Origin of the sequence: Actinoplanes sp. NPDC051859, assembly GCF_044452725.1 — a bacterium.
GTDB lineage: Bacteria > Actinomycetota > Actinomycetes > Mycobacteriales > Micromonosporaceae > Actinoplanes.
In genome coordinates, this window is the sequence record NZ_JBITBX010000001.1 from 359,744 (window position 1) to 382,296 (window position 22,553).

Sequence of the window (22,553 nt, forward strand, 5' to 3'; positions counted from 1 at the left end):
GGTCGACCACTATGAGCCGCCCAGACGAGAACTCGGCACCGACCGCAGAGCCGGGGCGTGAGCTCATCGAGGTCGACCCGGCAGGGACGCCGGCAGATCCCGATTCCGTACGACCGCAGGCGGATGCCGCCGTCCCGGCCGGGGACGACGGCATCGGGGCCACGGTGGCGGCGTTGACGGCCGACGATCTGGCCCCCGACAAGCGGCGGCACCTGCTGAGCCGGCTGGCGGGCGATGTCCGCCGCAGCGGCTTGGGCCGGCTGTTCCGCCCGAAGGCGGCGTTGCGCTGGATGGCCGACGTGGTCGCCGATGTCGCTCCGCACGTGCCGATCCGTGATGCGGCCACGCTGCGCCGGCATTTCGCCGGCCTGGACGGTGACGAGCTCGCCGAGCGGCTGGTGCGCAACGCGGCGCGAGCCACCGCCGGAGTGGGCGCTGCCGGTGGCGGTGTGGCTTCGCTGGAGTGGGTTGCCACGCCCACGTTGCTGTCGGCTCCGGTCCTGCTGGCCGCCGAGACGGTCGGTGTGGTTGCCATCGAGCTCAAGCTGATCGGTGAGCTGCACGAGGTGTACGGCCACCCGGTGACCGGCACCGCGGGGCAGCGCGCTGCGGCCCTGATTCAGGCGTGGTCCGGCCAGCGTGGCGTCAACCCGCTGGTCCCCGGCGTCGGCATTGCCACGGTGCTCGGCACCGCGGCCCGCAAGGAGCTCCAGCAGAGCCTGCTGAAGCGGTTCGGCCGCAATCTCACCACGTTGGGTCCGCTGCTGACCGGTGCCGCGGTCGCCAGCTATCTGAATCGCCGGGCCACCCGCAACCTGGGCGACAGCCTGATCAAGGACCTGCGCAAGAAGCGCAAGGAAATTGCCGGCTAGGCCGAGCCCTGCGCGCGTCGCGCGGCAAGCAGGGCGGTCGCCAGCTCGACCGGGCGCCGCGTGCTCACCACCCAGAACGGGGTGGGATCGGTCGGGTCGTCGAGGACCACCTGCACCGCGCCCTTGATCCAGGGTCGCTGGACCACGAAGGCCAGCGGGTGCGACCCGACGCCCAGCACCTCACGCCGACCGTCGGCGTCCAGCGCAACGACGTCCGCGACGACCCCGAGCGGCAGCCGAGCGTCGTCGACCTGGAACTCAGTCGCTGTCACGGCTACTCGGAGGCGGCCCAGCCACCAGGGCAGGAGCGCCGAGAGCGGCATCAGCACGACGAACGGCACCCAGGCGCGGAGGCCGTCGTAGCCCATCCAGATCTCCGCACTGAGCAGGCCGCCCAGTGCGATGGCCGTCAGCCACATCCACCAGGGCGTGCGCAGTCGCTCGGCGTACGCGGCGGGCTCGGCCGTGCGGGCGGAGGGCGCGGATGTCACGCTGGTGAGGGTACGGCGCGCCTCCGGCGGACAGAACGGCAGGATGGCAGGGTGGGTGCCGCCCCGATCCGCTCGACGTGAGGATTCTTGCCCGTGGACATCCAGGTCCGTCTGCTCGACCCTGGCCTGCCGGTACCGGCCTACGCGCACCCTGGTGACGCGGGCGCCGACCTGTACGCGGCTCAGGATGTGGAGCTGGCACCGGGCGAGCGGAAGCTGGTGCCGACGGGGGTGGCTATCGCGCTGCCGGACGGGTACGTGGGACTGGTGCATCCACGCTCCGGATTGGCAGCCCGCCTGGGTGTGACGGTGCTCAACGCGCCCGGTACGGTCGACGCCGGCTACCGCGGTGAGATCCTGGTGAATCTCATCAACCATGATCGGGAGCGAGCGGTGGCCCTTTCGCGGGGCGACCGGATCGCCCAGCTCGTGGTCCAGCGGGTCGAACGGGCCGTGTTCCACGTTGTCGAGGAGCTCGGCGACACCGCGCGCGGCACCGGCGGCCACGGTTCCACCGGCGGGCATGCGGGGGCCGCGAGCGTACCCGGAGCAGTCTTTTCGAATCGGGAAGGTGGCAGGTAGATGTTCTCCCGCAAGCGCGGAGGCCCGCGGCACGAACGCCCGGACGACGCGCCCCAGACGTCGGCGCTGGCCCAGAGCATGGGTGACCTGCCGCCGGCCCCCGAGTTCGGTCCCTGGGACAGTGCGCAGGCACCCGGCGGGGTCCAGCTGCTCGACCTGGGCAGCCTGATGATTCCCGCGGTCGAGGGCGTCGAGGTGCGGGTGCAGGCCAACCCGGAGGGCGGCGTGGAGCAGATCGTGCTGGTGCACGACAACAGCGCCCTTCAGGTCGGCGTGTTCGCCGCGCCCCGGTCCGAGGGGATCTGGGACGAGATCCGCGAGGAGATCACGGGCGCCATGAAGGCGGACGGCGCCTCCCCGCGCGAGTTCGACGGCCCGTACGGCGTGGAGCTGGCGGCGCGGGTCAACACGCCCGACGGCCCGGCTGACGTGCGGTTCGTCGGGGTGGACGGGCCGCGGTGGATGGTCCGTGCCCTGTTCCAGGGGTTGGCCGCGGCTGACCCGAGCCAGGAGGGCGTGTTGGGCGAGTGCCTGCGCGGTCTGGTGGTGGTGCGTGACGACGAGGCCCGCCCGGTGCGCGAGGCGTTGCCGCTGCGTCTGCCGCGGGAGATGGCTGAGGCCGCCGAGCAGCACGCGCATGACCACGGGCACCACGACCACGACCACCACGACCACGACCACCACGATCACGTGCACGAGGATCCGACACCTCCGGACGTACCGCCCAACGGCCGGCAGCCCCGCTGAGAAAGCGCTGAGAGTGCTGGCTGGGCGGGCGGCGGAAGATCGAAATTGCCTCCCGTGACCTAGGTCACCTGGTGCGCTTCCGGCGTACCGTGGACGGACGGTCCCTGATCACACTGGGGCCGTCCGCCGGTACCCCCGCCGGTGGGATCTCGCCGACAGAGGTGGCACGAGGTCATGACGACCGATGAGCGCACCAGTGGACTGCGCCGGTTCCTGGACCGGCTGACGGCCTCCGCGGAGGAACTCGACGCGCAGGATCTGCAACGAGACAGCGCGAAGTGCGGGGCCATGCCGGCCGGGCAGTGCCAGCGTGGTCAGGTCGTCTCCGTGTCGGGACGGCTGCGGACGGTGGCATACACTCCTCGCACCAACCTGCCGACGGTGGAGGCCGACCTCTACGACGGCAGTGACGTGGTCACGCTCGTCTTCCTGGGTCGCCGATCGATCGTCGGCATCGAGCCGGGGCGTCAGCTCACCGCGCGTGGCCGGATCGCTATCCGCGACGACCGTAAGGTCATCTACAACCCGTACTACGAGCTGGAGGCGCCCCGGTGACACCCGGCAGCGAACCCCGTCACGCCGCCCACGAGACGGTCGAGGAGCGGGTCGCCGAGGAGGTTGTCGAGGAACTCGACCTGCACCCGGTCAAGCCGGCGCAGGACGAGGAGGAACCGCTTCCCTCGATGAGCGAGCAGATCTCCGAGCAACTCGGCGGGGTCCGCGGGCTCATCGAGTCGAGCGTGCCGGTGTTGGCGTTCGTGCTGCTCAACGTGCTGCTGGGCGAAAGCGTCCTCGACCTGCCGAAGAAGACGGCGCTGGCCTGGGCGATCGGTGGCAGCGTCGGCTCGGCGCTGGTCATCGGGGCCTACCGGCTGAGCCGCAAGGAGCCGATCCGGCACGCGGTCAACGGCCTGTTCGGCATCGCGATCGGCGCCTTCCTGGCCTGGCGCACCGGCGACGCCAAGAACTTCTACCTGCCGGGCATCCTGCTCACCCTGGGCCAGGTGGTCGTTCTGATCGGTTCGGTCGCCGTCCGTCGCCCGATCATCGGGTACGTGTGGGGCGTGCTGGCGAACGGCGGCAAGCACGACTGGTTCGACAACCCGCGCTTGTTCCGTACGTTTCAATGGTTGACGTTGGTCTGGGCTGCCTCGCTGTTCGTGCGCGCGGGCGTGCAGGGCTGGCTCTGGCTTGCCGACGAGGCGAACGCGATCGGCCTGGTCCGGGTGCTGATCAGCTGGCCCATCTACGCCGCCACCCTGGCTTTCACCGCCTGGGCCGTGCACCGGGTGACGGCGGCCCAGGCAGCGGAGCAAGAGCAGCAGCCGACTAGCTGACCTCGCCGATCTTGCCGAGGACGACGGCGCGGACCGCGTCCTCCACCTCCGAGGTGCAGACGAAGATCAGCTCGTCGCCGGCCTCCAGCGGGTCGTCCGGCGTCGGCACCAGCACCCGCTTGCCGCGCAGCACGGCAACCAGCGCCGAGTCGCGGGGCATGGGCACGTCACGGACCGGCTGACCCACGTACGGTGCGTTGGCGGGCAGCGTGATCTCGACCAGGTTGGCCTCACCCTGCCGGAAGGTCATCAGCCGGACCAGGTCGCCGACGGTGACCGCCTCCTCGACCAGGGCGGCCATCAGACGCGGCTTACTCACCGCAACGTCGACACCCCACTGCTCGGTGAAGAGCCACTCGTTCTCGGCGCGGTTGACCCGGGCCACCACCCGGTTGACCGCGAACTCGGTCTTGGCTAACAGCGACACCACCAGGTTGGCCTTGTCGTCCCCGGTGGCGGCGATGACCACGTCGCAGCCGGCCACATCAGCTTCCTCGAGGCTGCTGACCTCGCACGCGTCCGCCAGCACCCAATCGGCCGCAGGGACCCGCTCCGGGCGCAACTGGCGAGGCTGGCGCTCGATCAGCATCACTTGGTGGCCGTTGCCGATGAGTTCCTGGGCGATGGACCGGCCCACGTTGCCGGCGCCCGCGATGGCAATTCGCATGGTCAGTGTCCCCCCACCCCAACGCTCGCGGCCGCGGCGAGGACAGCATCGACGATGTCGTCGGTGACCAGGAGGAACACCTGGTCACCGTCCTGGATGACGGTGGATGGCGTCGCCAGCGAGCCGATGCCGAAGCGCATCAGATAGGCGACCCGGGTGCCGACGGCGTCCTCCAGCGCGGCGAGCGACTTGCCCACCCAGTCGCGGTGCAGCGGCGCCTCGACGATCGAGACGGCGCTGGTGGGGTCGCGGAAGACCTCGACGGTGCCCTCCGGCACCAGGTGCCGGACCATTCGGTCGGCAGCCCAGCGGATAGTCGCCACGGTCGGGATGCCCAGGCGCTCATAGACCAGGGCGCGCCGAGCGTCGTAGATGCGGGCCACGACCCGCGACACGCCGAACGTCTCCCGGGCCAGCCGGGCCGAGATGATGTTCGAGTTGTCGCCGCTGGAGACGGCGGCGAATGCGTCCGCCCGCTCGATACCGGCCTGGCGCATGACGTCCCGGTCGAAGCCGATGCCGGTGACGGTCTCGCCGTCGAACTCGGCGCCGAGCCGGCGGAAGGCGTCGGAATTCTGGTCGATGACGGCGACCGAATGGCCGCGGGCATCGAGCTTGTGCGCGAGCGTCGAGCCGAGCCGCCCGCAGCCCATGATCACCACGTGCAAGGTTTTCGCGCCTCCCAGGAGGATGCCTTCTCGCCTTGAGCGTGCCATGCCGGATCGGCGGGCGGTGGCCGGGGCGGGCAACAGCCTTGGGTGCCCAGCCGTAGTCTTGGCGCTTGTGGCGAGTTCGACCTCCTTAGCTAAGCGCCTGCTGCTCGGCCGGCCCTTCCGCTCCGACCGGCTGCAACACACGTTGCTGCCGAAGCGGATCGCGCTGCCCGTGTTCGCGTCGGACGCGCTGTCGAGCGTCGCCTACGCGCCCGACGAGATCCTGCTGACGCTGTCCATCGCGGGTGCCACCGCCTTCATCTACTCGCCGTGGATCACGCTGGCCGTCGCGGTCGTCATGGTCGTCGTGGTGGCGAGCTACCGGCAGAACGTGCACGCGTACCCGTCGGGCGGCGGCGACTATGAGGTGGCGACGGTCAACCTCGGTCCGCGGTTCGGGGTGGCGGTCGCCAGCGCGCTGCTGGTCGACTACATCCTCACCGTCGCGGTGTCGATCAGCGCCGGCGTCACCAACCTGGGCTCGGTCATCCCGTTCGTGGCCGAGCACAAGATTCTCATCGCCCTCAGCGCGGTCGCCATCCTGGCGGCGCTCAACCTGCGCGGGTTGCGCGAGTCGGGGACGGCGTTCGCGATCCCCACGTACGCGTTCATCGTGGTCATCGTCGGCATGCTGCTCACCGGCCTGGTCCGGGTCTACGTGCTCGGCCACGACCTGCGGGCGCCCAGCGCGGACCTGACCATCGACGCCGAGGAACACCATCTGACCAGCATCGGCTTCGTGTTCCTGCTGCTGCGGACCTTCTCGTCCGGCTGTGCCGCGCTGACCGGCGTCGAGGCCATCTCCAACGGCGTGCCCGCCTTCAAGGCGCCGAAGAGCAAGAACGCCGCGACCACCCTGCTGCTGCTCGGCAGCGTGTCGATCATGATGCTGGTCGGCATGGTGATGCTGGCCCACGCCACTGGCCTGCAGTTCGTCGAGGACGCCAAGCAGATCGTCGCCGGCCCGCCGAACTACGTGCAGAAGACCGTGGTGGCCCAGCTCGGCGAGACGGTCTTCGGCAGCGGCTCGGCCCTGTTGTACGTGGTCGGCGCGGTCACCGCCCTGATCCTCTTCCTGGCCGCCAACACCGCCTTCAACGGCTTCCCGGTGCTCGGCTCGATCCTCGCCCAGGACCGCTATCTGCCGCGCCAGCTGCACACCCGCGGCGACCGCCTGGCGTTCAGCAACGGCATCATCTTTCTCGCCATCGCGGCCATCGTGTTGATCGTGTCGTTCGACGCCGAGGTGACCCGGCTGATCCAGCTCTACATCGTCGGCGTCTTCGTGTCGTTCACGCTGTCCCAGGCCGGCATGATCCGGCACTGGAACCGCCTGTTGCGGACCCAGCGCGACCCGAACCGGCGCCGGCAGATGTACCGGTCGCGCGGCATCAACACCGTCGGCATGGCGCTGACCGGGGCCGTACTGATCGTCGTCCTGATCACCAAGTTCCTGCTCGGCGCCTGGATCGCCATCGTCGGGATGATCGTGATCTACGTGCTCATGCTGAGCATCCGCAAGCACTACGTGCGGGTGTCCGAGGAGCTCGAACCGACCGACGAGCGGCCGGTGCTGCCCTCGCGCAACCACGCGATCGTGCTGGTCAGCAAGGTGCACCTGCCGACCCTGCGGGCGGTGGCGTACGCCCGGGCCACCCGGCCGGACACGTTGACCGCGGTCACCGTGAACGTCGACGACAAGGACACCCGCAGGATCCAGGAGGAATGGGAGCGGCGTCAGGTGCCGGTGCCACTGACCGTGGTCGACTCGCCGTACCGGGAGATCACCAAGCCGATCATCGACTATGTGAAGAGCGTGCGTCGTGGCTCACCCCGAGACGTGGTCACCGTCTTCGTCCCGGAGTACGTGGTCGGCCGCTGGTGGGAGAACCTGCTGCACAACCAGAGCGCGCTGCGGATCAAGGGCCGGCTGCTGTTCGAGCCCGGCGTGATGGTGACCAGCGTGCCCTGGCAGCTGCGCTCCAGCCAGGACCGCGACCTCGACCGGATCGACAAGAACTTCACCAGGGTGCCCGCCCGCGGACCGCGTACCCGGCACACCGACACTCCGGTGGAGTCCGGCACGGTCGGCACCTCCGAGCGGGATGAGGCCCGATGACCGCGGCGGTGGATGTGGCCGGGGACGACCTGGTCGAAGGGGACCGGGTCGAGCTGGTAGTGGGAGCTCCCGCACACGGCGGGCACTGTGTGGCGCGGCTCGGCGGGGAGTACGGCCGGGTGGTGTTCGTGCGGCATGCCCTGCCGGGGGAGCGGGTCACCGTGGAGATCACCGAGCTGCACCGGGGCTACCTGCGTGCGGACGCGGTGGAGGTGCACGAGGCGTCGCCGGATCGGGTTGCGGCGCCTTGCCCGTACGCGCATCCCGGGGGTTGCGGCGGGTGCGACGTGCAGCACGTCGCCCCGCGAGCGCAACGTGACTGGAAGACCGCGGTGGTCCGGGATCTGCTCGCCCGCCTCGGCGGGTTGAGTGGTGAGCGGATCGACGCGCTGGATCCGACCGTCCGGGAGCTGCCGGGTGGACCGCTGGGCTGGCGCTCGCGGATCCGTTACGCGGTGGACGCCGCGGACCGCCCCGGGTTGCTGAAGCACCGCTCGCACGAGGTCGTGCCGATCGACTTCTGCCGGATCGCCCATCCTCGGCTGCACGAGCTGGACATCACGGCCCGGACCTGGCCTGGCGTCGACGCGGTCGAGGCCGTCGCCTCGACCGGTGGGGACGTCACCGTGCTCGCGCGCCGGTCGGCCGCGCCGGACGAATCGGTGCTCGCTGAAGCGGACGGGGAAACCTCGCTCATCGCCGGCTCGCCCGAGGTGCGTGAGGTGGCGGCCGGGCGTGAGTGGCAGGTGCCCGCCGACAGCTTCTGGCAGATCCATCCCGCTGCCGCGGACACGCTCGTGACCGCTGTGCTCGACCTGCTGGATCCGCAGCCCGGCGAGATCTGCTGGGACCTGTACGGCGGAGCCGGCCTGTTCGCCGCGGCAGTGGCGGCCCGGACTGGCGCACGCACCACGGTCGTCGAGTCCTCGCCGGTGGGCGTCGCGGCCGCCCGGCGCAACCTCGCCGACGTGCCCGGGGTGGAGGTCGTCGCCGCCAAGGTCGACGCCGCGCTGGCTCGGCGGCGGATCACCGGGCCGGTCGATCTGGTCGTGCTGGACCCGCCGCGCAGCGGGGCCGGCGCCAGGGTCGTGCGGGCGGTCGCCGCGGCACAGCCCCGGGCGGTCGTCTACGTCGCCTGTGACCCGGCGGCGTTGGCTCGGGACATCAAGACCTTTGCCGGGGCGGGTTGGCGGGTCGAAAGCTTCCGGGCGTACGACTGTTTCCCGATGACTCAGCACGTGGAATGCGTGGCGCTGCTGGTCACCGACGATGTCACTGTGACGTGAGTCTCTGTCCGGCTGATGTGCAGGTTTTGTGGAGGACATCGCAGTAATGCATCGGGGCGGATGCGCGCGGGCCCGACCCCGATAGACTGACGCCCCATGAGCGAGCGCAGCGATCAGCCGGCAGCCGGCATCCTCGGCACCATCGAGAACCCCGGTGATCTCCGGCGCCTGACGCCCGAGCAGGTGACCCTGCTCGCCGCCGAAATCCGTGACTTCCTGGTCGCCAAGGTGTCCCGCACCGGCGGTCACCTCGGCCCCAACCTCGGCGTGGTGGAGACCACCCTCGCCCTGCACCGGGTCTTCGACTCGCCCCGCGACCGGATCCTCTTCGACACCGGCCACCAGGCGTACGTGCACAAGATCGTGACCGGCCGCCAGGACGGCTTCGACCTGCTGCGCCAGCGCGGCGGGCTCACCGGCTACCCGAGCCGCGCCGAGAGCGAGCACGACTTCATCGAGAACTCGCACGCCTCCACGGCCCTGTCGTACGCCGACGGCATGTCGAAGGCCTTCGCGCTCCGCGGCGAACAGCGGCACGTCGTCGCGGTCGTCGGCGACGGCGCCCTGACCGGCGGCATGTGCTGGGAAGCGCTCAACAACATCGCCGCCGCGAAGAACCCGCTGGTCATCGTGGTCAACGACAACGGCCGGTCGTACGCCCCGACGATCGGCGGCCTGGCCGACCATCTGTCGACGCTGCGCCTCAACCCGGGCTACGAGCGGGTGCTCGACCTGGTCAAGAACGCGCTGAGCTCGACCCCGCTGGTCGGCAAGCCCGCCTTCGAGGTGCTGCACGCGGTCAAGAAGGGCATCAAGGACGCGGTCAACCCGCAGGCGATGTTCGAGGACCTCGGCATCAAGTACATCGGCCCGATCGACGGCCACGACACCGAGGCGATGGAGTCGGCGCTGCGCCGCGCGAAGGGCTTCCAGGCCCCGGTGATCGTGCACGCGGTGACCCGCAAGGGCTACGGCTACCGGCCCGCCGAGGAGGACGAGGCCGACTGCCTGCACGGGCCCGGCAGCGCCTTCAGCGTCGAGACCGGCAAGCTGCTGGCCGCTCCCACCGTGAAGTGGACGCACGTCTTCGCCGAGGAACTCGTCGCCATCGCCGACGAGCGCCCCGACATCGTCGGCATCACGGCAGCCATGGCCGAGCCGACCGGCATCGCCGCGCTGCAGAAGAAGTACCCCGAGCGGACGTACGACGTGGGCATCGCCGAGCAGCACGCGGCGACCTCCGCGGCGGGTCTCGCCATGGGTGGGCTGCACCCGGTCGTCGCGGTGTACGCCACCTTCCTCAACCGTGCCTTCGACCAGGTCCTGCTGGACGTGGCGATGCACGGGCTGCCGGTCACCTTCGTGCTGGACCGCGCCGGGGTCACCGGCCCGGACGGCCCCAGCCACTACGGCATCTGGGACATGAGCGTCTTCGGCGTCGTCCCGGGCCTGCGGATCGCCGCACCGCGCGACGAGGCCACCCTGCGCGAGGAGCTGCGCGAGGCGGTCGCCGTGGACGACGGCCCGACCATCGTGCGGTTCCCGAGCGGGTCGGTCGCCGCCGCCCTGCCCGCGCTGCGCCGGGTCGGCCCGGTCGACGTGCTGCGCGAGGACGACCGCAAGGACGTGCTGCTGGTCGCCGTGGGTGCCTTCGCCAAGCTCGGCCTGGAGGTCGCCGAGCGGCTCGCCGAGCAGGGGTACGGCGTCACGGTCGTCGACCCGCGCTGGGTGCGTCCGGTGCCGATCGAGCTGGCCGGCCTCGCGGATGCGCACCGCCTGGTGGTGACCCTGGAGGACGGCATCCGCGCCGGTGGGGTCGGCGAGGCCGTGGCGAGCACGCTGCGCGACGCCGGCGTGGCCGTGCCGCTGCGGGACTTCGGTGTCCCGGCTGGCTTCCACCCGCACGGCACCCGTGCCGAGATTCTCGGCTCGCTGGGCCTCACCGCACAGGACATCGCCCGGGACGTGACCGAGTGGGCCTCGAAGCACGAGTCGGCCGGGGAGCACCAGCCCACATCGTGACGCGTGGTGGGCGACTGGCGTTATTAAGCCGTTATCTTTGAGGGTATGGCGGCGGAGACGTACGGCGGCGCGACGGTAGTCATCGATCTCGGCCTGGAGCGCGGCGAGCCCGACAGTTACACCTCGCCCCAGCGCCCCACCGTGCCCCGGTGGTTCGCGCCCATGCTCGTCGCGGTGACCGTGCTGCTCGGCACCGCCGCGTCGGCCGCACCGCCGCCGCCCGCCCTCCGTCCGGTCCTGACGCTGGAAGCCGCCGCCGCCGACCCGTACGTCCTGACCGAAGGCGGCGACCTGCTCGTCCAGAGCCTCGGCAGGGTCGCCGCCTACGACCTGGGCGACGGGCAGCGGCGCTGGCAGGCCGGCGCGGAGGCGCCGAGCTTCCGGCTACGGACCGGTGCGGACCTGGTGCTCCTGCGCCCCTACTCCGGCGGAGCCCGGCTGGACCGGGGCACCACAGCCGTGTCGTTGACCGACGGTCACGCCCGCTGGCGTCGCGCCGGCAGCGTCGTCACCATCGCCGGTTCCCCCACCCTGCTGGCCGTCTCGACCGTGCGAAGCTTCTCCGGCCCCGGCCGGCGCGTGCAGGGCGCGGTCGAGGCGATCGACCCGGCGACCGGCCGCGCCCAGTGGCGGGTGCCCGTGCCCTCCACGGCCGTGCTGCTCGGCGTGCCCGGCCCGGCCGACGCTCCGGCGCGCATGCTGCTTCTGCACGACGACCGTACGGCCGCGGTGCACGACCTCACCACAGGCGCGATCCTCGCCAGCGCCGAACTGCCGCCCGCGGACTACGGCCCGGACAACCCCGTCATCTCCGGCGGCCAGCTGATCCTGCGCCACCCGGTCCCGGCCGGCGAAGCCGTTGCTGCGTCGCCCGCAGCCCCGTCTGCTTCCTCCGCCTCGGCTGCGCTCGGCCGACCCGCTGATCGCCGCTGGACCGCGTCGGCCGCCGACCCGGATCGGGGCGGCCAAGGAGCATCGGCGCCCGTCAACGAGCCAGCGCGGCGCGCGGTGTCCGCGTACGACCCGGTGACGCTGGAACGTCGCTGGAGCCGGCCCGGCGACACCGCGTACGGGGCCACCGCCTGCGGAGCGTTGACCTGCGTCGCCGGAGCTGACGGGGTCCGGGCGATCGATCCGGCCAGTGGCGCCGAAGTGTGGCTCCGGCCCGGGTGGCGGTCCGTCGAGCAACGCGGCGGCCTGACCCTCGCCTACGGCACCGCGTCCGGCGAGGGCGACCCTGCCGGCGTCATCGATCCCGCCAACGGCCTGGTACGCACCGATCTGCAGGGCTGGCGGCTCGTGCCGGGGACGAGCGGGGACCACCTGGTGCTCACCCGGATCACCGGGACACAGGGTCGTACCATGGTCGCGGTCGTCGGCCCGCGGGACGTCCGGCCGCGACCGTTGGCCGAGCTGCCGGTCGGCACGGGAGACTGCCAGACTGGGTCGGACCGCCTGGTCTGCCGCTCGTCATCGGGTGGGCTGACGGTCTGGGCGTACGAACGAAGGAGTTGAGCGGTGGCGCTGATCGAGCTGAGCACTGAGCCGCTCCTTCAGCCCCCGGCCAGCCCGCCGCCCGCGTACGTGTATCGCCGGCTCGGTCTGCTTCTCGTCCTCATCCTGGTTTTTGTTCTCGGCGGCGCCGCGCCGGCGAGCTCACTGCACTGGGAGCACGTCGGCGACGTGCCGTTTGCCGCCGGCACCGAGATGGCGCTCGTCGGCGATCGGGTCGTCACCGTCGACGGCAACAGTGCACGGCCCACTGTCCGCGGGTGGTCGATCGAGCCGGTGCGCGAGCTGTGGGACGTGCCGGTCCCACCAACCGACGCCGACTGGCCCTACGCGGTCTATCCCCTCAGCGCCGACCTTGTCCTGCTGGGCGGCAAGGACAACTATCTCGTCCTCGACGCGCGGACCGGCGAAACCCGCTGGACCGCCACGGAGTACATCCAGCCGCTCGGCAACCGGATCGGACTCGTGCAGCGCGAGGAATTCCGGCCGGGCACCGAATACGATCCCAGCTCCGGCAATCCCGGCCAGTTGTTCGGCCTGGGCGACAGCAAGCACACCGAGCCCGCCCAGCGCACCACCCTGGCCGGCATCGAGCTCGCCACCGGTCGCCAGCTCTGGACGGCTACCGAGCCGGGGTCGATCGTGGCGGAATGGAGCAGAGAGCCGCGCGGGGCGCTTGTCGTGCTCGCCGCCGGCCGCCTCGTCGAGCGCTCGGCCGAGACCGGCGCGGTGGTGCACGAGCGGGCGTTGCCCAAGGTGAACGGCGCCCTGCCGCAGTGGGTGGAGGTGGACGGCTCGAGCGTGCTGGTCCACTACGACGGCTACGGCGAGGGCGGCACGATCGCGGCTTACGCGCTGGGGGGCTTCGCACCGCTCTGGACCGGCGAACAGCCGGACCCGCAAGGCAGTCCCGGCGGCTGCATGTTGCTGTGGTGTCAGAGCAGCCCCACGGAGCTGATTGTCCTGGACTCCCGCACCGGCCAGCCGTTGTGGTCCGCCGGCGCCGAGGACCAACTGTTCGCGACCGGAGACGATGCGGTCCTCGTGTCGCAGTCGGAAGCCCGGCCGGTGCGGCTGGCTGATCGGCAGACCGGAAGCACCCGGGCCGATCTGTCCGCCTGGCTCACCTTCACCGGCTCGTGGAACCAGGGGACCACGCTCTTGCTGAGCAGGCTCGAACACGGCGGCGACAAGGCTCTCGGGGTGCTGCGGCCCGACGCTTCGGCGGTGCAGCCGCTCGGCCGGATCTCCGGGATCGTCGGTGACTGCCAACTCGGCGACCGGTACGTCGCCTGCATGGTGGAGAAAGGCGCGACGGTATACCGCTACCAGCCCTGATGTCGGCCGGCTGGTGCTCGTGCCAGATCGTGACCCACGGGTAGCCTGGCCCTCACAGCCTCTTCACACCGTTGCGGTAAAGCTGGGCGGCGGGCTGCGAATGATCCGGAGGACCCGCAGGTGCGCGTGCTGGTGGTGGAAGACGAGCGGAACCTCTGCGACGCGATCGCGCGGGGGTTACGGCGCAAAGGCATGGCGGTCGACGTCGCCTACGACGGTTCGAGCGGCCACGAGATGGCGTATGTCACCCGGTACGACGTCGTCGTCCTGGACCGGGACCTGCCCGGCATGCACGGCGACGAGATCTGCGCCGCTCTGGTCGAATCGGGCGCCCTCACCCGGGTGCTCATGCTCACCGCCAGCGGCACCGTCGCCGACCGGGTGGAGGGCCTCCAGCTCGGCGCCGACGACTACCTGCCCAAGCCGTTCGCCTTCGACGAGCTGGTTGCCCGAGTCCAGGCGCTGGGCCGGCGGGCCACCCCGGCCGCGCCGCCGGTGCTGACCGTCGGCGACCTCGTCCTCGACCAGACCCGCCGCGTGGTCACCCGGGGCGGCGCGCCGATCGAGCTCACCAACAAGGAGTTCGGCGTCCTCGAAGAGCTGATCAAGGCCCGCGGCGGCGTGGTCTCCAGCGAGGAGCTGCTGGAACGCGTCTGGGACGCCAACACCGACCCCTTCACCACCACCGTACGGGTCACCGTGATGACCCTGCGGAAGAAAGTGGGCGATCCTCCGCTGATCGAGACGGTGGTCGGCGCCGGCTATCGCGTACCCGACCCGGTCGTGGTGAGCCCGGGCGGCCCGGCGTGACCGTCTATGCCACCCGGCGCGAGCTGCTGAAGCTGCGGCCCACCCTGCGGCTCCGGCTGACCCTGCTGAACGGCATCCTGCTCGTGGGTGCGGGCGGCATCCTCATCCTGCTCGCCTGGCTGCTCGTCGACGCGGTCAGCCCGGAGGACAAGCTGCGGGCGGGAAGCCAGGTGCTGCTCGCTAACGGGCAGACCTACGAGGCTGCCGCCTGGCAGGACCGGATGGTCAACGACGCCTCCCGGGAGGTGCTCGTCAAGGGCCTCCTGGCGCTCTTCGCCATCGGGATCATCGGGATCGCCGGCGCGTACGCCGTAGCCGGGCGCGCGCTGCGACCGCTGCACCACGTGACCGCCACCGCCCGGCGGCTCGGCGAGGAGACGCTGGACCAGCGCATCCGCTACTCCGGCGCGGATGATGAAGTGGCCGAGCTGGCCCGCACCTTCGACGCGATGTTGGACCGCCTGGCTGGTGCGTTCGAGTCGCAGAAACGGTTTGTCGCCAACGCGTCGCATGAGCTGCGTACCCCGCTGGCGGTGATGCGGACCGAGATCGACGTGACGCTCAGCGACGACGAGGCGGACGTCGCCGAGTACCGCCGGATGGCCAAGGTGGTGCGCAACGCCTCTGAGCGGGCGAACGGCCTGGTCGACGCGCTGCTGGTGCTCGCCCGCAGCGAAGCCCAGTCGGGCCGACGCCTGGTGCGTAAGGTCCCGGCCGACCTGTCGACCAGCGTCTACAACGCGCTGTCCGCGGTGAAGGCCGAAGCGGAACGGCTCAAGCTCGAGGTGACGACCGACCTCGAGGCCGCCACCGTGGTGGGCGATCCGAGCCTGCTCGACCGGCTCGCGGGCAACCTGATCGAGAACGCGATCCGCTACAACCATCTGATGGGCAAGCTGTGGCTGCGCACCGGCATCGTCGGCGGCCAGGCCCAGCTGGTGGTCGGCAACACCGGCTTCGAGGTGGACCCGGCCGACGTGCCAGGCCTGTTCGAGCCGTTCCGGCGGGGCGGCTGGGAGCGGACCGGCTCCCGCGGCTCGGGCCTGGGCCTGTCCATCGTCCGCGCCGTCTGCGACGCCCACGGCGGCACGGTGTCGGCGGTCGCTCAGCCCGGCGGCGGCCTCGAAGTCACCGTCAGCCTGCCGACTGCTGACAAGACCCCGGTGGTGGCCGCCTCGGTGTCCGTACGCCGTGCCAAGGGCCTCGGCGTCGCACCGAGCTGAGGTTCCTCAGCTCAGCTCTTTTTCTCGACCTGGCCGCGGAGGTCGGTGAACTCCGCCTTGGCGGTGCTCATCTTCTCGAAGTACCAGAGGACCCAGCCGACGCTGCCTTCGTCCGCCCAGGCGCAGAGGATGACGGGCGCGCCGCCCGCCTCGCCTTTGCCGCACTTGGCAACACCACCCAGGTCGCCCGGTGCAGTGCTGGTGATGCCGGTGAGCTTGAGGCCACTGACGCCCGCGCCGAGGAAGGTGGCGTTGAGCTCGCGCTCCGGGTTCGGCACCTGAGCTGCCACCGCGGCGACGATGACCAGATCTTGCTTGGCGACGGTGCCGTACAGCGCGCCGACCGTCTCTGTCGCGTTGGGGATGGTCTGGAGCTCCGACTTCAGCTGGGAGACCGCCGAAGCGAACTGCGGGTCGGTCAGCTTGGGGCGCCCGCCGAGCGTCCGGGGCTCCACGACGGTGATCTCGGCGACCGGCGCCGGGGTGGCCTCAGTCCGCTGCGGGGTGCCGGTCGTCGGGGTGGCAGGTGCGGCCGTCCGCGCGGTGGTGCCGTCGTCGGCGGCGTTCCGGCCGACCAGGTACAGCGCGACGCTGCCGCCCACGCAAAGCACGAGGAAGACGGCGACCGACACGAGCACGATCGGCAGGGTCCGCGACTTCGGCTGTGGTGGCAGCGGCGGCGGATATCCACCCATCGGGGGTCCGGACTGCGGGTAAGGCGCGGGACCGTATTCCGGCTGCGGCGCACCGTACGCAGGCTGCGGGGGATAGCCGGGCGGCACCGAGGGCGGCACGTCGGGGTTCGGCTGGCCCTGGTAGGGCGACCCCGGGTAGCCGGGCTGCACCGGATAGGGCTGCGTGGGCGGGGGCTGACCCTCGAACGGATAGGGCTGACCACCGGGGTAGGGCGGCTGCGACATCGAGGCTCCTCCAGCTCAGGCTGGGGCGAGCTTAGCCGTATCCCGGGGTTGCTGGGCGGTCGGGACGGCGCGAGCCCCGCCACACCGGACGGACGCCGGTGCGACGGGGCTCGACGGACGGTCTAGGACTTCTTCTCGATCTCGCCCCGCATCGAGATGAACTCCTTCTCGAGCGCTGCCTTGCCCTTGAAGAGCATCAGAATCATGCCGACGCTGCCGTTGTCGGACCACGTGCACACCGCGACCTTGAGGCCGTTCGTGTCGCTGTCGCCGCACTTGGCGATGCCACCGAGCGGGCCGGGGTCGGTGTCGGTCATGTTCTCGACCTGCATGCCGCCCGAGTTCAGACCCTTGATCAGCTCGTCGTACCGCTCTTGCGGGGACCCGGTGATCGAGGAGGCCGCAGCCACCATGACGACGTCCTGCTCCTTGGGGTCGCCGTAGAACGCGCCGACCGAGCTGGTGGCACCGGGAACGTTGGACATCGCGCCGTTCAGGCCGTCGACGTTGCTCTGCAGGGCCGGGTCGTTGGCCTTCGGACGGCCGCCGAGGGTGGCCGGCTCGACCACCTTGATCTTCGACGCGTCCACGACCTTGTCGACCGTGTCCTTGGCGGCGAAGTAGACGACAGCAACGCCGCCGACGCAGAGAACGGCCAGCACGGCGAAGATGATCAGCACGATCTTCAGTGCCGACGACTTCTTCGGCGCGGGCCCACCAAACTGCGGTGCGGCACCGCCGGGCGGGTACGCCGCGTCACCGGGCGGCGGCGGGTAACCCCCGGGACCGCCGGGGGGCGGCGGGTAGCCACCGGCACCACCGGGCGGCGGCGGGTAGCCACCGGCACCACCGGGCGGCGGCGGGTAGCCACCAGCGCCGGACGAGGGCGGCGGGTACGAGCCGGGAGCCGCCGGCGGCTGGTAGCCGCCACCCGGCTCGGAACCGGGCTGGCCGGGCTGGGGCGGGTAGGGCGGCTGTGACATGCGAACTCCGTTACTCAAAGACGTCGGCCGGGGGAGCGTACCCACTGCTGGTTGCAGGTAGTGTCACCGGCCCGTCACTGTCGGGGTGCACAAAAACGCCCTCCGCGCCCGGCAACGGGCACGGAGGGCATTTAGCGGATGAAGCGTCAGGCGGGGACGTTCGCGACGCCCAGCGGCAGGAACCGCTTGCCGGTGACCCGCTCGGACGTGCCACTGCGGTCCAGGTACGGCGTGACGCCGCCCAGGTGGAACGGCCAGCCCGCACCCATGATCATGCACAGGTCGATGTCCTGCGCCTCGGCGACCACACCCTCGTCCAGCATGAGGCGGATCTCCTCGGCGAGCGCGTCCAGCGCCTGCTGGCGTACCTCATCGGCGGTCAGCGGGGCGTCACCGCCCTCGACCAGCTTGACCACCTCGGGGTTGATCTCGTCGTCGACCATCAGGGGCAGGCCGGCGTCGACGATCTTCTTGAGGTTGGGGCTGTCGCCGAAGCGGTCCGGGAACGCCTCGTGCAGCGTGCCGCCCACGTGGTAGGCCACGGCCGGGCCGACGAGCTGCAGCAGCGCGATCGGGCGCATCGGCAGGCCCAGCGGGTCCAGCGCCGAGTCCACCGTCGCCAGCGGGGTGCCGGCGTCGATGGCCTTGAAGACCTCGCTGGTGAAGCGGGTCAGCAGCCGGTTGACCACGAACGCCGGGGCGTCCTTGACCAGCACGCAGGATTTGCGCAGCTCCTTGCCGACCGCGAACGCGGTCGCGAGGGTGGCATCGTCGGTGCGCTCGCCCTTGATGATCTCCAGCAGCGGGAGCACGGCGACCGGGTTGAAGAAGTGGAAGCCGACGACCCGCTCGGGGTGCTCGAGGTCGGCCGCCATCGCGGTCAACGACAGCGAGGACGTGTTCGTGGCGAGCACCGTCTCCGGCCCGACGATCTTCTCCATCTCGGCCCAGATCTGCTTCTTCAGATCCAGGTTCTCGAAGACGGCCTCGATGACGAAGTCGGCGTCGGCGAAGACGGACTTGTCGACCGAGCCGCTGACCAGGCCGCGCAGCTTGGCCGCGGTGCCCTCGTCCATCCGGCGCTTGCCGACCAGCTTGTCGATCTGGCCGTGCACGTACTCGACGCCCTTGTCGACCCGGGCCTGGTCGATGTCGGTCAGCACGACCGGCACCTGCAGGCGGCGGACGAACAGCAGCGCGAGCTGCGACGCCATCAGGCCGGCGCCGACGATGCCGACCTTGGTGACCTTGCGGGCCAGGTCCTTGTCCGGCACGCCGACCGGCTTCTTGGCGCGGCGCTGGACGAGGTCGAAGGCGTACATGCTGGCCCGGCACTCGTCGCCCATGATCAGGTCGGCCAGGGCCTCGGTCTCGGCGGCGGTGCCGTCCTCGAACGAAGCTTCCTTGGCGAGGGCGAGCAGCTCGAGGGCCTTGTTGGCCGACGGCACCGCGCCGTGCAGCCGCTCGTCGAGCTGCTGCTTGGCGAAGAACAGCACGCCGTCCCACATGTCCCGGTCGATCTCGGGACGCTCGACGGTGACCTCACCCTTGACGACTCCGGCAGCCCAGGCGAGCGAGCTCTCCAGGAAGTCGGCCGCCTCGAAGATGGCGTCCGCGACGCCCATCTCGGCCGCCTGCTTCGGCTTGAGCACCTTCTGGGTCAGCGGGTTCTGCAGGATGATCTGCGCCGCGCCGGGCGCGCCGATCAGGTTGGGGAGCAGCTGGCTGCCGCCCCAGCCGGGCACCAGGCCGATCGCGACCTCGGGCAGGCCGAGCGCCGCCGCACCGGTGGAGACCGTGCGGTAGTGGCAGTGCAGCGCCGACTCCAGGCCACCGCCGAGCGCCGCGCCGTTGATGAACGCGAACGTCGGAATGGTGGAGTTCTTCAGCCGGGCGAGGACCTCGTGGCCCAGCTTGCCCAGCGCGACCGCCTGTTCCCGCTGCTTGATCAGCGGCATGCCGGTGATGTCGGCGCCGACACAGAAGATGTACGGCTTGCCGGTCAGCGCGATGAACGCCGGCTCCGCCTCGGTCGCCTTGGTGATCGCCTCGTCGAGCGACTTCAGACCACCCGGGCCGAAGCTGTTGGGCTTCTTGTAGTCCAGCCCGTTGTCGAGGGTGATCAGCGCGGCGGGCTTGTCCAGCCCCGGCACGGTGACCATGCGGACGAGCGCCTTGGTCACGACCTCGTTCGGGTACTCAGGCAGCGCCGTCACTTCTGTGCACCTTCCCAGTTCGGGTTCTCCCAGATGGTCGTACCGCCCATGCCGATGCCGATGCACATCGCGGTGAGGCCGTAGCGGACCTCCGGGTGCTCGGCGAAGTGGCGGGCAAGCTGCGTCATCAGGCGGATGCCCGAGGAAGCGAGCGGGTGGCCGATGGCGATCGCGCCGCCCCACGGGTTGACCCGCGCGTCGTCCTCGGCGATGCCGTAGTGGTCGAGGAACGCGAGCACCTGCACCGCGAACGCCTCGTTCAGCTCGAACAGGCCGATGTCGTCGATGGTCAGGCCGGCGAGCTTCAGGGCCCGCTCGGTCGACGGGATCGGACCGTAGCCCATGATCTCCGGCTCGACGCCGACGAAGCCGTACGAGACGAGCCGCATGGCGATGGGGAGGCCCAGCTCGCGGGCGGTCTCCTCGTCGGCCAGGATCGCCGCGGTGGCACCGTCGTTGAGGCCGGCCGCGTTACCGGCGGTGACCCGGCCGTGCGGACGGAACGGGGTCTTCAGCGTGGACAGCTTCTCCATCGAGGTCGCGCGGGGCGCCTCGTCGGCGGTGGCTAGGCCCCAGCCCTCCTCGGTGCTGCGGACGGCAACCGGCACCATGTCGGGCTGCAGCTTGCCGTTCGCGTACGCCTTGGCGGTCTTCTCCTGGGAGGCGAGACCGTAAGCGTCGGTCCGCTCCTTGGTGATGTTCGGCAGGCGGTCGTGCAGGTTCTCCGCGGTGGAACCCATGACCAGCGCCGACGGGTCCACCAGCTTCTCAGCCAGGATCCGCGGGTTGGGGTCGACGCCCTCACCCATCGGGTGCCGGCCCATGTGCTCGACACCACCGGCGATGGCGACGTCGTACGCCCCCATCGCGATGCCGCCGGCGACGTTGGTCACCGCGGTCATGGCGCCGGCGCACATCCGGTCGATCGAGTAACCGGGAACGGTCTTGGGCAGGCCGGACAGCAGCGCGGCGGTGCGGCCGATGGTCAGGCCCTGGTCGCCGATCTGGGTGGTGGCCGCGATGGCGACCTCGTCGACCCGCTCGGGCGGGAGCTGCGGGTTACGGCGCATCAACTCTCGGATGCACCGGATCACCAGATCGTCGGCACGGGTCTCGGCGTACATGCCGCCGGCCTTGCCGAATGGGGTGCGTACGCCGTCGACGAAGACGACCTCGCGGCTTACTCGGGGCACAACAAGCCTCCTTGCAGGCGTGAACCCAGGGCTTTTGACGAGGCAATGCTACTCGCCGGTAACTACCTCGGCCAGTGCGTGTGGCAAAGCTGTGTTTACCTCGATGAAATGCCTGGTCAGTCGGTAGCAGCGGGGGCTTCCGGGAGCACCTTGGCGAGTGCGTCCGCGATCAGCCCGACCTGCCAGTCACGCGCGCCGAAACCGCGGAGCGCGTCGCCGACCGCCTGTGGGGTCACGTCCTCCGGCGGCGACCAGGCCAGCCTACGGACGAAATCCGGGCTGATCAGGTTCTCCGGCGGAAGGGTGTGTGCTTCGGCTGTGGCGATGACGATCTGACGGCAGCGCTGCAGTCGGGCTGCGGCGATCGGGTCGCGTTCGGCCCAGCGGTGCGGTGGCGGGGGACCCTCGACGGGCTGGTTCACCGGCAGCTCGTCGTCGCCCAGGGCGCGGGCGGCGTCCAGTGCGTCCAGCCAGACCCGGGCCAGTCGGCGCACCGAGCGGCCGCCGAACCCCGGCAGGCCCAGCAGCGTCTTCTCGTCCTTCGGGTCCAGCTCGGCGGCCGCGATGATCGCCGAGTCGGGCAGCACCCGGCCGGGTGCCGAGTCGCGGCGGGCGGCGACGCCGTCGCGGGCGTACCAGAGGGCGCGGACCCGGGACTGGGCGCGGGCGCCGCGGACCCGGTGGATGCCGGACGTACGCCGCCACGGGTCGGGTCGGCTGCGCGGCGGCTTGTCGGCGCCTGCCACCAGGGCCGCGAACTCTTCTGCCGCCCAGTCGGCCTTGCCCTGCCGGGCCAGCTCGTCGGCGAGGAGGTCGCGCAGGTTGGTGAGCAGTTCCACATCCAGAGCGGCGTACGTGAGCCAGGACTCCGGCAGCGGCCGGGTCGACCAGTCGGCGGCCGAGTGGTGCTTCTCCAACGAGTAGCCGAGCAGCTGCTCGGTCAGCGCGGCCAGGCCGACGCGCTCGAACCCGCACAGCCGCGCGGCGAGCTCGGTGTCGAACAGCTTCCGCGGCTTCATGCCCAGCTCGGCGAGGCAGGCCAGGTCCTGGCTGGCGGCGTGCAGCACCCATTCGGTGGGGGCCAGCGCGGCGTCCAGCGTGCTCAGGTCGGCCAGCGGCATCGGGTCGAGCAGCACCGTGCCGGCGCCTTCGCGGCGCAGCTGCACCAGATAGGCGCGCTGGGTGTAGCGGTAGCCGGACGCCCGCTCGGCATCGACGGCGACCGGGCCGGAGCCGGCGGCGAGCCGGGCCACCACCTCAGCCAACTCATCGGCGGTCTCCACCGGCCGGGGAGTGCCGTCCCGGGGCGCGGTCAGCGGAACAGATTCACGGGCAGGCTCGGAACCGCCGGACGTGTCGGTCGGCGCGTCGTGCGGTCCGTCGATCGCGTGGTCCGGCGAGTCCCGACGGTCTGGGGATGCGTCGTCGGTCACTCCGTAACCGTACGGGGGTACTCCCTGTCGCGTGTGCAGCCGGGTACCGGCGCGTCGAAGCTCGATCCACTTGATCGCGGAAAACGGAT

The 22,553-nt window shown here is 71.0% G+C and carries 20 protein-coding genes; 12 read left to right on the plus strand and 8 right to left on the minus strand.

All coding sequences use genetic code 11. The features are described from left to right. Window positions 1-11: 11 nt before the first annotated feature. A complete protein-coding gene (locus ACIA1L_RS01635) occupies window positions 12-872 on the plus strand; it encodes a hypothetical protein (protein ID WP_396070393.1) in 861 nt (286 codons plus the stop codon). Here the strand turns inward: ACIA1L_RS01635 and ACIA1L_RS01640 are convergent. Further along, window positions 869-1,363, minus strand: a complete 495-nt coding sequence (locus ACIA1L_RS01640) for a DUF3093 domain-containing protein (protein ID WP_396070394.1) — start codon at window positions 1,361-1,363, stop codon at window positions 869-871. The genes ACIA1L_RS01635 and ACIA1L_RS01640 overlap by 4 nt on opposite strands. Before the next feature lie 93 nt (window positions 1,364-1,456). On the opposite strand from ACIA1L_RS01640, the gene dut reads away from it, so the two are divergent. The 4 genes from dut to ACIA1L_RS01660 all read left to right on the plus strand — a co-directional run bounded on the left by dut (window position 1,457) and on the right by ACIA1L_RS01660 (window position 4,029). Beyond that, entirely contained in the window at window positions 1,457-1,945 is a 489-nt protein-coding gene (gene dut / locus ACIA1L_RS01645; RefSeq protein ID WP_396070396.1) for a dUTP diphosphatase, read from the plus strand. Further along, on the plus strand, window positions 1,946-2,692 hold the full coding sequence (locus tag ACIA1L_RS01650; protein WP_396070397.1) for a DUF3710 domain-containing protein: 747 nt from the start codon (window positions 1,946-1,948) through the stop codon (window positions 2,690-2,692). A gap of 174 nt (window positions 2,693-2,866) precedes the next feature. Continuing rightward, on the plus strand, window positions 2,867-3,247 hold the full coding sequence (locus tag ACIA1L_RS01655; RefSeq protein ID WP_396070398.1) for an OB-fold nucleic acid binding domain-containing protein: 381 nt from the start codon (window positions 2,867-2,869) through the stop codon (window positions 3,245-3,247). Then, complete coding sequence (locus tag ACIA1L_RS01660) at window positions 3,244-4,029, plus strand: DUF3159 domain-containing protein (protein WP_396070399.1); 786 nt, start codon at window positions 3,244-3,246, stop codon at window positions 4,027-4,029. The genes ACIA1L_RS01655 and ACIA1L_RS01660 overlap by 4 nt, the downstream gene beginning before the upstream one ends. Here ACIA1L_RS01660 and ACIA1L_RS01665 read toward each other — a convergent pair. Further along, window positions 4,022-4,702 carry a potassium channel family protein gene (locus tag ACIA1L_RS01665; protein ID WP_396070983.1) on the minus strand — a complete coding sequence of 227 codons (681 nt, stop codon included), beginning with the start codon at window positions 4,700-4,702 and terminating at the stop codon, window positions 4,022-4,024. The two genes, ACIA1L_RS01660 and ACIA1L_RS01665, sit on opposite strands and share 8 nt — an antisense overlap. Further along, window positions 4,699-5,364: a potassium channel family protein gene (locus ACIA1L_RS01670; protein WP_396070400.1), complete on the minus strand. Its 666-nt coding sequence runs from the start codon at window positions 5,362-5,364 to the stop codon at window positions 4,699-4,701. The genes ACIA1L_RS01665 and ACIA1L_RS01670 overlap by 4 nt, the downstream gene beginning before the upstream one ends. Before the next feature lie 115 nt (window positions 5,365-5,479). Here ACIA1L_RS01670 and ACIA1L_RS01675 point away from each other — a divergent pair, with 115 nt between their 5' ends. From ACIA1L_RS01675 to ACIA1L_RS01705, 7 genes are all read left to right on the plus strand, one after another. Then, the gene (locus tag ACIA1L_RS01675; RefSeq protein WP_396070401.1) at window positions 5,480-7,528 is read left to right on the plus strand and encodes an APC family permease; all 2,049 of its coding nucleotides are present in this window, start codon (window positions 5,480-5,482) and stop codon (window positions 7,526-7,528) included. Next, complete coding sequence (locus ACIA1L_RS01680; RefSeq protein WP_396070402.1) at window positions 7,525-8,814, plus strand: class I SAM-dependent RNA methyltransferase; 1,290 nt, start codon at window positions 7,525-7,527, stop codon at window positions 8,812-8,814. The genes ACIA1L_RS01675 and ACIA1L_RS01680 overlap by 4 nt, the downstream gene beginning before the upstream one ends. A 96-nt stretch (window positions 8,815-8,910) precedes the next feature. Beyond that, entirely contained in the window at window positions 8,911-10,836 is a 1,926-nt protein-coding gene (gene dxs, locus ACIA1L_RS01685; protein ID WP_396070404.1) for a 1-deoxy-D-xylulose-5-phosphate synthase, read from the plus strand. 45 nt (window positions 10,837-10,881) lie between these two features. Continuing rightward, the gene (locus ACIA1L_RS01690; protein WP_396070406.1) at window positions 10,882-12,351 is read left to right on the plus strand and encodes a hypothetical protein; all 1,470 of its coding nucleotides are present in this window, start codon (window positions 10,882-10,884) and stop codon (window positions 12,349-12,351) included. A 3-nt stretch (window positions 12,352-12,354) separates the two neighbouring features. Beyond that, window positions 12,355-13,686, plus strand: coding sequence for a PQQ-binding-like beta-propeller repeat protein (locus ACIA1L_RS01695; RefSeq protein WP_396070407.1), 1,332 nt, complete (start codon window positions 12,355-12,357; stop codon window positions 13,684-13,686). Window positions 13,687-13,806: 120 nt separating this feature from the next. After that, on the plus strand, window positions 13,807-14,496 hold the full coding sequence (locus ACIA1L_RS01700; RefSeq protein WP_396070409.1) for a response regulator transcription factor: 690 nt from the start codon (window positions 13,807-13,809) through the stop codon (window positions 14,494-14,496). Next, window positions 14,493-15,719, plus strand: a complete 1,227-nt coding sequence (locus ACIA1L_RS01705; protein ID WP_396070410.1) for a sensor histidine kinase — start codon at window positions 14,493-14,495, stop codon at window positions 15,717-15,719. The genes ACIA1L_RS01700 and ACIA1L_RS01705 overlap by 4 nt, the downstream gene beginning before the upstream one ends. Before the next feature lie 11 nt (window positions 15,720-15,730). Here the strand turns inward: ACIA1L_RS01705 and ACIA1L_RS01710 are convergent, their stop codons facing one another. From ACIA1L_RS01710 to ACIA1L_RS01730, 5 genes are all read right to left on the minus strand, one after another. Beyond that, window positions 15,731-16,639: a hypothetical protein gene (locus ACIA1L_RS01710; RefSeq protein WP_396070411.1), complete on the minus strand. Its 909-nt coding sequence runs from the start codon at window positions 16,637-16,639 to the stop codon at window positions 15,731-15,733. A 122-nt stretch (window positions 16,640-16,761) separates the two neighbouring features. Continuing rightward, a complete protein-coding gene (locus ACIA1L_RS01715; protein ID WP_396070412.1) occupies window positions 16,762-17,622 on the minus strand; it encodes a hypothetical protein in 861 nt (286 codons plus the stop codon). A gap of 146 nt (window positions 17,623-17,768) precedes the next feature. Then, window positions 17,769-19,784, minus strand: a complete 2,016-nt coding sequence (locus tag ACIA1L_RS01720; RefSeq protein ID WP_396070984.1) for a 3-hydroxyacyl-CoA dehydrogenase NAD-binding domain-containing protein — start codon at window positions 19,782-19,784, stop codon at window positions 17,769-17,771. Between the two features lie 50 nt (window positions 19,785-19,834). Next, complete coding sequence (locus tag ACIA1L_RS01725) at window positions 19,835-21,031, minus strand: thiolase family protein (protein ID WP_396070413.1); 1,197 nt, start codon at window positions 21,029-21,031, stop codon at window positions 19,835-19,837. 116 nt (window positions 21,032-21,147) lie between these two features. Continuing rightward, window positions 21,148-22,464 carry a ribonuclease D gene (locus ACIA1L_RS01730; protein WP_396070415.1) on the minus strand — a complete coding sequence of 439 codons (1,317 nt, stop codon included), beginning with the start codon at window positions 22,462-22,464 and terminating at the stop codon, window positions 21,148-21,150. Window positions 22,465-22,553 lie beyond the last annotated feature (89 nt).